Origin of the sequence: Cohnella mopanensis (assembly GCF_022352055.1) — a bacterium.
Classification (GTDB): Bacteria; Bacillota; Bacilli; order Paenibacillales; family Paenibacillaceae; genus Cohnella; species Cohnella mopanensis.
On sequence record NZ_JAKRWM010000002.1, the window covers coordinates 53,083 to 67,901 of the forward strand.

12 protein-coding genes are annotated in these 14,819 nt (G+C 47.0%); 9 read left to right on the forward strand and 3 right to left on the reverse strand.

The window, feature by feature from the left end:
• Nucleotides 1-106: 106 nt before the first annotated feature.
• The 4 genes from L3D05_RS04405 to L3D05_RS04420 are packed head-to-tail and all read left to right on the forward strand — an operon-like array spanning nucleotide 107 to nucleotide 5,476.
• Nucleotides 107-1,015, forward strand: coding sequence for an ABC transporter permease (locus tag L3D05_RS04405; protein ID WP_239614800.1), 909 nt, complete (start codon nucleotides 107-109; stop codon nucleotides 1,013-1,015).
• Nucleotides 1,016-1,038: 23 nt separating this feature from the next.
• Nucleotides 1,039-1,980 carry a carbohydrate ABC transporter permease gene (locus L3D05_RS04410; RefSeq protein ID WP_239614801.1) on the forward strand — a complete coding sequence of 314 codons (942 nt, stop codon included), beginning with the start codon at nucleotides 1,039-1,041 and terminating at the stop codon, nucleotides 1,978-1,980.
• A 28-nt stretch (nucleotides 1,981-2,008) separates the two neighbouring features.
• The gene (locus L3D05_RS04415; protein ID WP_239614802.1) at nucleotides 2,009-3,553 is read left to right on the forward strand and encodes an ABC transporter substrate-binding protein; all 1,545 of its coding nucleotides are present in this window, start codon (nucleotides 2,009-2,011) and stop codon (nucleotides 3,551-3,553) included.
• A gap of 33 nt (nucleotides 3,554-3,586) precedes the next feature.
• Nucleotides 3,587-5,476 carry an ADP-ribosylglycohydrolase family protein gene (locus L3D05_RS04420; protein ID WP_239614803.1) on the forward strand — a complete coding sequence of 630 codons (1,890 nt, stop codon included), beginning with the start codon at nucleotides 3,587-3,589 and terminating at the stop codon, nucleotides 5,474-5,476.
• A 62-nt stretch (nucleotides 5,477-5,538) separates the two neighbouring features.
• Here the strand turns inward: L3D05_RS04420 and L3D05_RS04425 are convergent, their stop codons facing one another.
• A complete protein-coding gene (locus L3D05_RS04425) occupies nucleotides 5,539-6,342 on the reverse strand; it encodes a Cof-type HAD-IIB family hydrolase (protein WP_239614804.1) in 804 nt (267 codons plus the stop codon).
• 121 nt (nucleotides 6,343-6,463) lie between these two features.
• Between L3D05_RS04425 and L3D05_RS04430 the strand changes: the two genes are divergently transcribed.
• The gene (locus tag L3D05_RS04430; RefSeq protein WP_239614805.1) at nucleotides 6,464-7,468 is read left to right on the forward strand and encodes a Gfo/Idh/MocA family protein; all 1,005 of its coding nucleotides are present in this window, start codon (nucleotides 6,464-6,466) and stop codon (nucleotides 7,466-7,468) included.
• Here the strand turns inward: L3D05_RS04430 and L3D05_RS04435 are convergent.
• The gene (locus L3D05_RS04435) at nucleotides 7,428-7,961 is read right to left on the reverse strand and encodes a helix-turn-helix transcriptional regulator (RefSeq protein WP_239614806.1); all 534 of its coding nucleotides are present in this window, start codon (nucleotides 7,959-7,961) and stop codon (nucleotides 7,428-7,430) included. The two genes, L3D05_RS04430 and L3D05_RS04435, sit on opposite strands and share 41 nt — an antisense overlap.
• A gap of 131 nt (nucleotides 7,962-8,092) precedes the next feature.
• A complete protein-coding gene (locus tag L3D05_RS04440; RefSeq protein WP_500786037.1) occupies nucleotides 8,093-10,027 on the reverse strand; it encodes a glutaminase domain-containing protein in 1,935 nt (644 codons plus the stop codon).
• A 125-nt stretch (nucleotides 10,028-10,152) separates the two neighbouring features.
• On the opposite strand from L3D05_RS04440, the gene L3D05_RS04445 reads away from it, so the two are divergent.
• The 4 genes from L3D05_RS04445 to L3D05_RS04460 all read left to right on the forward strand — a co-directional run bounded on the left by L3D05_RS04445 (nucleotide 10,153) and on the right by L3D05_RS04460 (nucleotide 14,763).
• Nucleotides 10,153-10,962 (forward strand): AraC family transcriptional regulator, encoded by an 810-nt coding sequence (locus L3D05_RS04445; RefSeq protein ID WP_239614808.1) that lies wholly within the window; start codon nucleotides 10,153-10,155, stop codon nucleotides 10,960-10,962.
• Between the two features lie 214 nt (nucleotides 10,963-11,176).
• The gene (locus tag L3D05_RS04450; protein WP_239614809.1) at nucleotides 11,177-12,133 is read left to right on the forward strand and encodes an ABC transporter permease; all 957 of its coding nucleotides are present in this window, start codon (nucleotides 11,177-11,179) and stop codon (nucleotides 12,131-12,133) included.
• Between the two features lie 17 nt (nucleotides 12,134-12,150).
• Complete coding sequence (locus L3D05_RS04455) at nucleotides 12,151-13,020, forward strand: carbohydrate ABC transporter permease (protein ID WP_239615338.1); 870 nt, start codon at nucleotides 12,151-12,153, stop codon at nucleotides 13,018-13,020.
• A gap of 135 nt (nucleotides 13,021-13,155) precedes the next feature.
• Nucleotides 13,156-14,763: an extracellular solute-binding protein gene (locus L3D05_RS04460; RefSeq protein WP_239614810.1), complete on the forward strand. Its 1,608-nt coding sequence runs from the start codon at nucleotides 13,156-13,158 to the stop codon at nucleotides 14,761-14,763.
• Nucleotides 14,764-14,819 lie beyond the last annotated feature (56 nt).

A 14,819-nucleotide genomic window follows, 5' to 3' on the forward strand; every position in this document is an offset into this window, starting at 1 on the left:
GCGGATTAATACTAACGTGTAACAAAAGTGCTAGCGGTGGTGACATTTGTATTACCCGTTCTGCTTTATGATGGGTTCACAGAGAAAACGGGAGTGTGAGCCTTGAATGCCCAGAACGTTCGTCAAATACAGGTCCTTATGGATCATGGTATTGCCGGGATTGATCTATTTGCTAATCAACAACTACTTGCCGATGTTCGGAACGATTATCGCATTCAAAGATTTCAACTACACGGATGGGGTGTGGGGGAGCGGCTGGGCGGGATTCAAGAACTTCGAATTTCTGTTCTCGACGCAGGACGCTTACGTGATTACGAGAAACACGCTGCTATATAACGCGGTGTTCATCGTATTTAACCTGGTACTCGCCTTGACGGTGGCCTTGTTGCTGAATGAAATCAAGAGAAGATATATGCAGAACGTCTATCAAAGCGTGTTGTTGCTGCCTTATTTGATTTCTTTCAGTATCGTAGGTTACCTGGTATACAGTTTCCTGAGCATGGATTACGGCTTCATCAATTCGGCCGTGCTTCAGAAGCTGGGACTACCTCCTGTCTCCTGGTATATGGAGGCCAAGTATTGGCCCTTCATCCTCGTGCTCGTCAATGCTTGGAAATATATCGGCTACTCTAGCGTTATCTATTTAGCGGCAATGGCCGGAATCAACCAAGAGTACTACGAAGCGGCCCGGATCGACGGAGCCAATCGCTGGAAACAGATGACTAGAATTACGCTGCCGTTGATTCGGCCGGTCATTATTGTCATGACGCTTCTCTTGATCGGTAGAATTTTCTATGCGGATTTCGGCCTGTTCTACCAGGTCACGATGAACACGGGCATTCTGCTGCCGACGACGAACGTCATCGACACGTACGTATATCGGGCATTGATTCAAACGGGGGATATCGGGATGTCGTCCGCCGCGGGACTGTTCCAATCGGTCGTAGGGTTCCTTCTCGTTTTCTCCGTCAATTTGCTCATACGGAAATTCGATAGAGAGAATGCGTTATTCTAGATCATCTACGAGGAGGGAACCCCATGAACGCAACAACTAACGCGGCCTTGCCATCGTCGCAATCCAGTCCCAAGCGGATACGGGAAAATTCTTCGGTCGCGCAGTTTTTGATCCACGTCTTTTTCGTATTGGCCTGCGCGGCCTGCCTGATCCCGCTCATTCTTGTCGCGATCGTCTCCTTGACGGACGAGCGGTCGATTCTAGCGAACGGTTATTCCTTTTTCCCGGAAAAGTTCAGTTTGGATGCTTACCGTTATTTGCTAGGGGACGCGCAGAGGCTGCTTAACGCATACGGGATCAGCATTCTCGTCACCGTGGTGGGAACCGTAACCAGCCTTCTCATTTCTTCGTTGCTCGCTTACCCGCTTTCCCGTAAAGATTTTCCGCAACGTAACTTGCTCGCCTTCTTCGTGTTTTTTACGATCCTCTTCAATGGAGGGTTAGTCCCTTGGTATCTGGTGTACACGAATCTGTTCCATATCAAGGACACGTTGTTTGCGTTGCTCGTTCCCAACCTGCTAATGAACGGGTTCTACATCCTCATCATGCGAACTTTCTTCACGACTTCGATTCCGGGTTCCCTGATCGAATCCGCGCAGATCGACGGGGCAGGCGAGTGGAGGACTTTCTTTCGGATCGTGCTGCCGTTATCGCTTCCGGTTCTGGCCACGATCGGGTTGTTCACGACGCTCGGGTACTGGAACGATTGGTTCAATAGCTTGGTATTCATTTATGACAACCGCTTGATCTCCTTGCAATATTTAATGACGAAGACGTTGCTCAGCATTCAGTTTCTTCAGAGCAATACGCAGAACTCGAACGTTGGAAAGCTTCTCACGGAGATGCCGACAGAAACGGTTCGTATGGCAATGGCGATCATAGGCATAGGCCCGATCGTATTGGCTTACCCGTTTTTTCAAAAATATTTAGTCAAAGGGTTAACTGTCGGGGCAGTGAAAGGTTAGAAATGAACTCATCATTGGAGGGGTAAACATGTCAGCTCTAAAAAAGAAAATGTTCACGATCGCAGTCTTCGTTTTATGCATCAGCCTGGTCATGGCGGGATGCGGCAACAAAAACTCGGATTCGTCCAAAGGGAGCGCAAGCCCAAGCGCTAGCCAATCATCGGCGGCGACAGGCAACGGGGAAGGCGGAGCATCCGAGCTTAAGCCATACAAGATCACTCTTGTCTATCCGGGCGATACGCCTAAGGATCTGCAAGAAGTACAATCCGCCATCAGCGAGTACTTAACGGAGAAAATCAACGCCACGATCGAGCTGAAACCGATCGATTGGGGATCTTGGCTAGAGAAGACGAACTTGATGTTCGCGTCCAAGGAGAAGTTCGATATCGTAATTTCCGCCGCGACGTTAGGCTATTACAGTAATGTCGCCAAAGGGGCTTATCTCCCGTTGGACGATCTAATCGCACAACATGGTCGAGATATCCAAGGCGTGCTGGGGGACGAAATCCTCTCCGGTCTCAAAGTAAAAGGCCAAATTTACGGAACGCCAACGAACAAGGAATTCGCCGGAGCCAACGGTTTCCTCTTTAATAAGGCATTGGTCGACAAGTACAACATCGATTTGAATCAAATCAACACCTTGGAAGATCTGGAGCCGGTTCTGCGAATGATTAAGGAGAAAGAACCGGGTATTACTCCCTTGTTCGAAGGAAACAACCGTTTCGTGGGATCTCTCGTTCTGAATGGTCAATACGACGGGCTAGGCGACGGGTTCGGCGTGTTGAACAGGAACAGCGATGCCCTGACGGTTATCGACAAAACGGAAGTGCCAGAATATTTGGAAGTGGCTAAGATCGCCCATAGATGGTATAAGGACGGACTCATCAATAAAGATGCGGCCACCGTTAAGGACTGGGGCTTGATGCAAGCGGGTAAAGCTTTCGCGGTTCAACAGGAATTGAAACCGGGCAAGGATGCCGAGATGTCGACGGCGTGGGGATTCCCCGTCGTACAGAAGCAATTGGATGTTCCATATACGACGACGGTAACGGTAGCCGGAATTATGCTCGCATTGTCCAAAACCTCCGAGAATCCGGAGAGAGCGATGATGTTCTTGAACCTGCTATACAGCGATAAGAAGCTCATCAACATGCTGGATTTCGGAATCGAGAATAAGCATTTCGTCAAAAAGTCCGATACGGCTATCGATTACCCGGAAGGCGTAGACGCGAAAACCGTCGGATATCGCAACGAGGCTTGGATGTTCGGCAATCAGATGAACACTTACTTGTTCCCGAACGAGGATCCGAACAAGTGGAATGCGTTTAGCGAATTCAACAAGCAAGCCGAGAAGTCGATCGCGCTTGGATTCGCTTGGGATTCGGAACCGGTGAAGAACGAAGTCGCGGCAATCACGAACGTATCGAAGCAATTCGAGGATGCGATCATATCGGGATCCGTAGATCCTGAAGTCTATATTCCGAAGTATCGAGAAGCTTTGAAGGCAGCGGGATTGGACAAGGTTATCGCCGAGAAGCAAAAGCAACTAGATGAATGGGCGAAAAATAAATAATAGCTTGGACGGGTATTGCGGAGGAGCTAACAAATGAGCATAAACGTAATTAACGAACGTGAGTATTATCGCACGATCTACGGCGGGTGGTTAGGCAAAAATATCGGCGGCACGCTAGGGGCTCCGGTAGAGGGGAAGAAAGAACTGCTTAATCTGGACTTCTATCCTCTGTTACCGGATGGTCCGCTCGAGAACGACGACTTGGATTTGCAGCTCGTCTGGTTGCATGCGTTGGAGCAATACGGCCCGAAGCTGACTAGCCGGGAGCTGGGACAGGAGTGGGTCGAGCATATTTTCTTCCCCTTCGACGAATACGGTTACGCGGTCACGAACTTGCGGAGAGGTCTGATCGCGCCGGTGGCCGGTTCGTACAACAATCCATTCGTTGACTGCATGGGCGCACCGATCCGTTCGGAAATCTGGGCGATGGTCGCCCCGGGAGCCCCGCATATCGCGGCGCGTTATGCTTACGAGGATGCGATCGTCGATCACGCGGGAGGAGAAGGCGTCTACGGAGAGATGTTTTTCGCCGCGATTCAGAGCGCGATCTTCGTCGAGAAGGATCGGGATGAGCTTATCCGAATCGGGTTGACCTATATTCCTGAGACGAGCCGCACAGCGAAGGCTTTAAAGGATTTGCTGGCATGGCATGCCGAGGGCAAGGACTGGCTCGAAGCGCGCAGGTTGATCTTGCGGGATCACGGCAGCGAGAATTTCACGGACGCTCCGCAAAATATCGCCTTCACCATTCTCGGCTGGTTATACGGAGCTGATTTCGAGGACGCCGTATTGAAGGCGGTCAATTGCGGCTACGATACGGATTGCACGGCGGCGACGTTAGGCGCGATCCTCGGAATGATCGGCGGACCCGAAGGTCTTCCGGACAAGTGGGTACGGCCCGTAGGGGATTCGGTAGTCGTCAGTCCGCCGATTAAAGGATTTCCCGCTCCGCGGAACCTGGAGGAGTTGACCAGCAGAACGATCCGCATGGGCAAGCAGGTGTTGGCCGCTTGGGAGACGGGCATGATCGTTCATCCCGATCTGGAAACGCGGATCGATGTTCGGAATCTTGAATCCGATGAAGCGGTACGAGAGCTATGGGATCGGGACGTGACTTCGGATAGCCGGTTTCTGCCAAGGCATTCCTTGGAAGATCAAGGTATTGAGCTCAGGATTCAATACGGCGAGCAAGGTCCTGCAATCGGTCATGGGCAATCCAAGACGATCGAGCTTACCCTTCATAACCACACCCAAGAGCAATGGGAAGGAATCCTATCGCTGCAATTGCCGGCCGAATGGCAGGGGACGCCAGGGCAAGCGTTTAAGCTCGCTCCGTCGCAAACAGGGAAATTTGCTTTTACGATGCGTGCAACCGGGAAATTAGAAGCTAGCCATGAGCTTATAGCGATTATTGAACGGCTGCATGACAACGCGACATGGACCAAGTTAAAAGAACCGATCTATTTGGTTCCAATGATGGAGTGGTCCGTTCTGGCGCCAGGCAGTCAAGTGGAGAACGTGGTGTACGCCAGCGGGAACCTTATCGAATGGGGAGCGGGAACCGGCGAAGAACGGGAAGGTCGTTATCGCGCCCGCGCTTGGCTTATCAACCCGACCGAGAGGAATATGAGGTTTAACGTCGCTTCCAACGTTCCGATACAAGCGGTATTAAATAGAGAAGCCATTATCGAAAGTGTCGAAGGGGATGATTTCATGCCGGCGTATCACCGTACGCATGAGAGGCAATTCGCCGAACTCACGTTACCGGCTGGTCGTCATGAACTAGAGATTACGGCATTCAAGACAAACGATAGGCTTCAGGTTTACGTGCTTCCCGTAGCGACCAACGTTACCACCGATCCGGGACCTCATTATTACTATACGGACATGTTCATCGTTAAGAATCCCGAAGCGGGATCATAAGAAAACGACAAAAGGAGCTATCCCGCAACATTGGGGATAGCTCCTTTGTGTTCAACTGTCTACTATACGTTCAGAACAAACTTCTCCAGCACGTGTTTGACGCCATCGTCGTTGTTGCTGAGCGTGATGAAGTCTGCGATTTCTTTCAAGGCGGGGACTGCGTTTTCCATCGCAACGCCAAGACCGGCAGCTTGAACCATCTCGTGATCGTTCATCGCGTCGCCCATAGCGATCGTCTCTTCCATCGGAATGCCGTAGTGCGCGGCAAGGAAACGCAGCGCATGGCCTTTCGTACCTTCGGGATGCATGAACTCCAGATAGTTCGGCTTCGATTTGGTCAAGTGAACCTTAGAGCCGAACAGCTCCTTTAATTCCGGAAGCAGAGCGTCTAATTTCGCCGGCTCGTCGATAATGAGCAGCTTCGTTTGTCTGTCGTTCTCAATGATTCGGGAGAAGTCCGGTTCGATCGTATAAGGAATGTTGGACTGCTTGGCGTAGCCTTTGATTTTGTCGTTATCCTCGGAGACGTACAGCTTGTCCGAGATATAGCTTTGGAGGTGCAGGCCATGAGCTTGGCAATAATCATAGAGCTGCTTGGCGACATCTACGGGGACGGAGCGCTCGTATAAGATCTCCTCGTCGAGCAAGTTCTTAATCAACGAGCCTTGGTAGGTGATGATAGGTACGTTCAGCCCTACTTGGCGAGCGATTTTCTGTGCGGAATCGAACATTCTTCCCGTAGCGATCGTAAGGTGAGCTCCTTGGGCAATCGCTTCGGTCATCGCTTGACGAGTCGCGTCGGATACCTTCAGATCGTCCGTTAAGAGCGTATCGTCGAGGTCCATGGCAATTAGGCGGTATGTCATCGGTTTCTCCCTTTCTGTCTCTGGTGTATCGTACCATTGTAACTCATATCCGCTTTGTCGAAAAGGCAGGCATACGTGCTATAATGATGGGGAAATCGGATGAAAGAAGGAGAAGTGGACGATGAAACGATTACGTTGGGGAATTCTAGGTTGCGCGGCAATCGCCGACCGTGCCGTTATACCGGCGATCCAAGCCTCTGAAACCGGCGAGTTGCTTGCCATTGCAAGCAGAGATGAAAATAAAGCAAAAGCGAAAGCCGAGCAATTCAATATTCCTACATCCTACGGGAGTTATGAGGCATTATTAGCCGACCCGAACATTGACGCCGTCTACATTCCGCTTCCGAATCACTTGCATAAAGAATGGACGATTGCCGCGGCTAAAGCCGGCAAACATATATTGTGCGAGAAACCGCTCGCGTTAAACGCGGCGGAAGCGCAAGAAATGGTCGACTTCTGCAAGGAAGCGGGAGTCCATCTAGCGGAAGCGTTCATGTACAGGCATCATCCTCGAATCGCGAGAGTGAAGGAAATCATCGCTAGCGGCGAGATCGGTGATTTAAGAGGTATTCGCGGCGTATTTACGTATAACGGGGCCGAGAGCAAAGGGGATATTCGCCAAGTCAAAGCATGGGGCGGTGGCGGCCTCTACGATGTGGGAGTATACCCGCTGAGCGCGGCTCGTTTGATTATGGGAGTCGAGCCGGAGGCGGTGACGGTTCATGCGTTATTTTCCCCCGAGCACGATGATGTGGATATGATGGCTTCCGGTTTGGTTGAGTTTCCGGGGAACGTAGCGTTAACCTTCGACTGCGGGATGTGGGCGAATTTCCGTAACGAGCTGGAGATCGTCGGGACGAAAGGGACAATCGTTCTTAAGCCATCTTTCCTGCCTACGAAAGAAAATGACGATATCACTATCCAAGTCGGAGACGAGATCCGTAAGGAAGGCCCTTATGGCGTGGATGCTTATGTCGCGCAATCCGATCAATTCGCCCGCGTCGTATGGGGAGAGGAATCGCCTACCTATCCCGCTCAGGACGCGGTAAGCAATATGATTCTGCTCGATGCTTGTATGGAGTCAGCTAGAACTCGTGACCGGATTGTTCTAACAGGCCAGGTATAATAAAAAAGGGATCCAGCTCGATATCCGATTTGTAAAAGTCTATTGCGATAACCGGAAAAGGATAGGAGGCCAACATGCGGACATAATCCTCGCTTACTTCTCCCGCAATGAACAATCCGTTAAGATCGGATAGGTCTTGAGCAAGGGACAGCGGGACGCTGCTGGATTGCTCTTGTTCCGGATCAAGCAAATAGATGGATAGGCTGATGTCTCTAAGAGAGCATTCTTGGTTAATAAAGTAGTATATTTTCGTGTAAAAGTTATCCGTATCGAGAAAGAAACGCTTGGGAACGATTATACCCAGCTTGGATACGGACTTGGCGAGTTTAGCCGCGTTTTTGTGCAAATACCATAGCTCGTTCGAGGTTTGAATGATCTTCTTGCGAAGTACCTCGCTTACGCCCGGTTGATTGTTAAGCGCTTTAGAGACGCTAACCTTCGTTATGCCTAATAGGTTCGCAATGGTATCTAATGTTACTTTCCCCGATTGCATGGTAGACGTCTCCTAAGAATAGAGTTCGAGCGGATGTAAATGAAAATAAATAGATACGCGCAAAGCACGCCCCCCAATGGATTGCGGAAATCCGTCGGGAGGCGTGCTTTTTTGTCAACCATTCACGCTATTCACTTTTGAAAGCAATCAATTCCCTTGTCCATAAGCAGTTTAATGAATAGCCCGCCCTGAACGGATCTGTTTTGGAATTCTTGTATTTTTGCAGTGGTCGTTGAATAGAAATCCGTCATCGGAACACGGCTTTCCGACTCGTTATACGCAATCCATAGGCGATCTGCGATGGTCGTGAAATCTTCCTTGTTTTCACAGAGCGTTGCGCTCCACACCAGCCAGTCCGACTTGGTATAGGTGTTGCGATTATCCAGCATGAGGCCGTAAGGGCCGGAATGCTTCTCGATATAAGCTTTCGTCTCCGCCTTGAAAGTATCTTTAGGGAATAAATTCAGACCGAAAATTTGATCCCATACTGCATTGTATTTCATGCTAAAGGAACCGGGACGATCAAATGCCAGACGGAAAGTTCCGTCTTCATTTGCGGCCATAACCAGCCATTTCTCGATCATGGAACCGGCAATTTGCATCAGTTCCTCTGCTTTGTCCTCATTTCCGGCTAAGCGGTTCAGAAGGGAGAAACTGGCGATTCCCATGATGGCTTTAATCGACAAATTGCAGTTATGGGCCAGATGCCCCGCGAAATCGTCCGTACATAACTGGTTATCCGGATCTACGCCGTTATCGATGAGGTAATTGCACCATTTTTCGAGATGGCTCCAATTCTCCTGGGCGAACGAGACGTCATTTTCCGCAAGCGCAACTGCCGCACAACAGATCAGCATATTCCCGCATTCTTCTACTGGCATCTGCCAATCAGGGCATGTCCCTTTGCTATAAACCTGTCCGTTAAGGAGCGGATAGGTCCCGACATCGTGCGGAGCAAAATCGAAATGCCAAACATCCATGGAGGCATATTTGAAAATCGGTCGTAGCATCCCTTTTACAAGCTCCGGGTTATAAATCAAAAATTGAGGGATGGAAGGGTAGGTTACGTCGACAGTTGCGGCGCAACCGTTGCTGAAATTCTCCTTGGAGATAAACAATACGTCCCCGTTGGCATCCACGCAAACTTTGTGCGCAGCAATAGCCTGGCGATAGGCAAGGGATAACAGTTCCGCATATTTGTCATTGCCCGATTCCTTGGCATCCTGATATAGCTTGGACGAAAAGAGTTCGCATTTCTTAGAAAGACGATCATATTCGCTCAGTGCTTGCTGGATCGCTTCCTCGATGGTTTGGCCGTCTTTTTTCCAATAAGCATTCAGCGGCTCGTGAAAATATTCTATCGCCTTGATATCGTCATAAGCGACGGCAAACAGTCCGTCTGCATTTTGTTCCGTATCCAATGTGATCGACAGCGACACCGTATGGTTTAGGGTGCCATAATTATTCACGCCAGCTGAGGATGAAACAACGGCCTGATTATGATTAGAAGCGAGATATAGGTATCCCCAATTAATTCTTATATCATCACCGGCTGCGGATAATACGTTCTGGATTCTACTGCCTACCCTGCCGCAGGTAAAACCCGGTTGGCTAAGATCGGCATATTCGGTCGGAAACTCGTATTTCAAATTTTGGCATAACTCGTCATCCACCGTTATGGTAATCGTCACCCTATGGTTTTTCTCGTCATTGGACCGGACTTTCGAATGAATATAAGATACGGGTCTCGACAACAGTTTCAAATCATCCATCAGTAGGGGAGTCGTGAATGTCACTTCTAATTGAATCTCGTCACATACGAAACGGTAGGCGGTTGAGAGTGCAGTGATGTCCAGACTGGTTTGTTCCATTTTCAAGCTGTTTGGCGTATCGCCCATAAATAGATACTCTTTGCCATCTACCGAAGCAGTGCCGGTCATCCGGTGAGGTTGACCCGTCCAATGCTTGGTGTCCGAATCATTCAAACGATCTGCCATCGACCAAACTGAAAAATAAGGATCTACGGTAATTAGTGGAACAGCCGGAGCCCGCAAATTCATTTTCATTCCTCCTGTTTTCGCTCTGGATAAAGTATGATGCAAAAAACAAATATACTATCTGTGGTTTAATTTATCATTTTAATATGGTTATAATAAGTGAAAAAATAAACGAAAATGTGAGGATTATCATCATGCGTGAAGAAGTCTATAATTTCTGGCATATGTGCGATTCCAAGTTTCCACTGAATGTCGCCATGTCGGGAATCTCTTATTGCGACAAAAATTACAGGATCGAGCGGCATGGACAGAACCTGTTTTCGTTCGAATACATTATCGATGGCAGCGGCGTTCTGGAGATTAACTCCCAAACCGTGTACCCTCAAAAAAATGACGTCTATATTTTGACCCGCGACAGTGACCACGTCTATTATTCCAGCGAAGATCATCCGTGGACTAAAATTTGGATTGTGTTTTACGGGGAATTCGCCGAGTTTTTGTTTCAGCGGTATTTGCCAGCAGATACGTATATCGTAAAGGACTGCAGCATTCTTTCTTATATGAATGAAATAATCAACATCTCGTCCGCCAGCAATAAGAGCTATTCCGATTTGATCGATGAAGTCTCGGTCATGCTGCTCAAGATCGTTTTGCATTTAAAAAACCATTTGGAGCATAAAGTGCTTTCCGCCGCGGAGCGGATCAAATTATGCCTGGACGTGAACATTGAAAACAAGCTGGATATGAACGATGTTTGCATGCAGCTTGGATATTCGAAAAATCATATGATCAAGCTGTTTCGGGAAACGTACGGGATTACCCCCTATGCTTATTTTCGCAAACACAAAATCGAACTTGCCAAGCATTACTTGCTGAATACCCATCTCACGGTCAACGAAATCTCCGTCAAGCTGAACTTTGCAGATCAGCATTATTTTTCTTCGACTTTTAGCGACATTGTCGGCATTCCTCCGTCCCAATATCGGAAAAACAAAAAAAACTGAATCAAACCTATGTTAAATGTACAAGATGTGTAGCCGTGGAATTCGTCCTGGAATGCAGAATTAAAAATAGTACAAAATTCATTTAATTAATTCCATTTTATTAATTTCGGTAGGGAGTATCATTAATGACATGACATCGCCGCTCAGAGCTGCAGCGCCAACTTTTCTACAGACGGGTGTTGAGTTAGAACTTACGTAAAGAGGGATGATAAAAATGAAAGCGGTTTTAGACATCGAAGCAAATGCCACAATCAACAGAAAAACCCGAAAGAACAATTTCATACAAGCCATAAAGAGAGATTATCTGCTGTATTTGCTCTTACTCTTGCCAATGGCGTATATGATCATATTTAAATATGCCCCAATCTACGGAATTTTAATGGCGTTTCAAGATTACAACATCTTTCAAGGAATCAGCGGGAGCGAATGGGTCGGGCTTGATGTCTTCAAATTCATTTTTGAACAAAATAGTTTTTACCGCGCTCTGACTAATACACTTGTTTTGAACTTTCTGGATTTAATAGCGGGTTTCCCGGCACCCATCATACTGGCCATTTTGCTATATGAAATCCAATTTAAGAGATTTAAAAAAATAACCCAAACTGTTCTGTACTTGCCGCACTTTTTGTCCTGGATCATTATCGGAGGGATAGTATATCTGCTATTTTCTTCGAATGGCATGGCGAATACCGTTCTAAACGAACTTGGTTTGGGCAGAATTGAGTTTCTCTCTGATAAAACGAACTGGCTGATCATGTATGTCTTTGTTGGGATATGGCAAAATGCAGGATGGGGTACCATCCTATATTTAGCGGCGATAACTGGAATCAATAGGGAGCTTTACGAGGCAGCGGACATTGATGGGAGCAGCAGACTTCGTAAAATATGGCATATTACTTTGCCTGGAATTAAGCCTACAATTATTATTTTGCTTATCTTACAAGTAGGAAGGATGCTCTCGATCGGGTTTGATCGACCATACGTTATGGGAAATTCACTCGTAATCGAAAACTCCGATGTAATTAGTACATTCGTATACCGGGTAGGGATCGGCTCTGGCGATTTTTCTCAGGCAACAGCAGTTGGACTTTTTCAGTCTGTCGTAGGATTAGTATTTTTGGTAACGGCAAATTATATTGCCAAAAAAATTGGTGAGCAAGGAATTTGGTAAGGGGGGCGAGACTGTTGATACGAAAAAGAAAAACGAATGTTGCTGATATCGTGATTATCCTATTTCTTACTGGCGTAGCGATTACTTGTCTGGTTCCATTCTTATATATGATTGCGCTTTCTTTAAGTTCGAATAATGCGATTATCTCTCAGAAAGTTACACTTTGGCCGGTCGAATTCACAATTGAAACCTACAAAACGATCTTAAACGATATGGAGATGATTTATACACTTGGCTACACGATTGTGCTTACCATTCTATATACATTCGCTTGTATGTTTTTAACGATATGTGCGGCATATCCGCTTACAAAGAAAAAATTAAAAGGAAGAAACACGATCTTATCCATTATGGTGTTTACCATGTATTTTAGCGGAGGATTAATACCGAGCTACATTCTGGTAAAGGAACTGGCATTGACAAATACCATGATGGGCTTAATTTTGCCCGGTGCTATGAGCGTTTTCAATATGATTATCCTGAAAACCTTTTTTACAGCGCTTCCAGAAAGCTTGGAAGAGTCGGCAGCTATAGATGGTTGCAATGATCTGGGGATACTTTTTCGCATTGTTCTTCCGTTATCTTTGCCTGCCATAGCAACTTTAAGCCTCTTTTACGCGGTTGATAGATGGAATGGTTTCCAGGATGCGCTTTTTTATATCACCGATAAGAACTTGTATCCAATGCAATTAAAACTGTACCAAATCATAACGGCAAATCAGCAGTTAGATTCCCAGCAAGGCGAAGGCAGTATGGGGGCTTATATTGTTCCTGAGTCATTGAAGGCTGCAAGCGTAATGTTTGCAACAATTCCTATATTGCTTATTTACCCTAAACTTCAAAAATATTTTGTTGATGGTGTCATGACGGGGGCAATTAAAGGGTGATCACTTACTGGCTTGAAGGGGGTTGATATTCTGTAAATCGGGCAGCGGTAGGGAAAGAAGCGCCTCGACTCCGGAGAGGCTAACGCGAATTGCAGTGGGGTTTCAAAGTGACTAATCGATGAAGGAAGGGTTAATATGAAAATTAAAAAAATGTTGGTTGTATTGTCAGCTATTACGTTACTAACAAGTTCATTGGCAGCATGCGGAAGCAATAATGCGAAAGAAAGCCAGCCCACGTCATCTCCAACCTCAACCTCAACGTCTACGCCAGCCAAAGAGGAGAAGCCTTCAGGTCCGCTGGTTACGCTAACAGTTGAAATATTCGACAGAGGCATACAGGGGCAGCCGGACATGAACAACAATACATGGACAAGATATATCAATGACAATTTCGGAAAGCAGAACAATGCGATTGTGAAATTTGTTCCGGTCCCCAGATCTCAGGAAGTGGATAAGCTTAATGTATTGATGGCGGCAGGCGAGGCGCCGGATATCTCATTTACCTATGACGTCAACACCGTACACAGATACGCTAAAATGAACGGTATTATGCAATTGGATGATTTGTTGGCGGAGCATGGTAAGGACTTAAAGAATTATCTAGGGGAGAAAGTTCTTTCGTATGGCAAGTATAACGGGAGTCAGGTGGCCATACCCGCGAAGAGAACTTCACTGGCTTGGAGTGGCACGTTTATCAGAAAGGATTGGCTCGATAAATTGGGGTTGCCGCTCCCGACTACCCGGGATGAATTATATAATACTTTAGTTGCATTCAGAGATAAAAATCCCGGAGGCGTCGATGGGGTTATCCCTTGGGGATTGGCAACAACCGGTATGAACTACAACACCGGAAATTTACCCGAGTCATTCTGGGAGGAGCAACCGGAGAAAGAATTCGTAACAGCTGAGAGTTGGGGTTGGCTAAGACCTGGAAACAAGGAAGCGCTTAAGTTTCTCAACAAGCTCTATAATGAAAAATTAATCAGCCCCGATTTTGCTCTGGATAAAACAGCACAGCAAGTGGATGCCGACGTTACAAACGGTAAAGTCGGATTCTTCAGTGCCAACTGGGACTATCCGTTAAGGCAAAAAATCAGCGAGCCCTTAAAAGCGAATGTGCCCGAAGCAAACTATATTCCGATTGACACCTTTACGAATTACGAGGGTAAGCACAAGAAAATCGCGTACAACGAAAACGGAATAAATGTCATCATCCCTAAAAGCAGTAAAAATGCGGAATTGGCCATTAAATATCTAGACTGGATGTCCAGCCCTGAAGTATTATCCTTCCTGCAATACGGGGAAGAAGGGGTTAATCACAACATAGTTAATGGCATTCCTCAGGTGATCAACCAAACAGGGGACAATATGCAAACTAGCTATATGAATCTGGATTATACCTTGGTTGTAAATGGTGTGGAGCTTGGCGACCCTGAGAAGAATATTAAAGCTTTAGCTGCATCGGCTCCGGGATTGGAAGAGGTTGCAGAACAATCGTACAAAATCAATACTACGGACACTTACACACTCTACTACTTTGATACGCCAAATGAGTCCAAAATTAAGTTTGGCAAAACACTTGAGGATATGAACAAGCAAATGACGGATAAGCTCATTTCCTGCAAGCCTTCTGAATTCGACAATTTGTATGATAAGATGGTTACAGAGTTTATGGCAGCAGGCGGGAAGGCCGTTATGGATGAAAATGTGAAGATTTACGAAGCCATGCAAGCGAATAAATAATAAAAAATGATAAATTCATATAGGCCGTTGACGGATCAGCGGCTTATATGAATTTA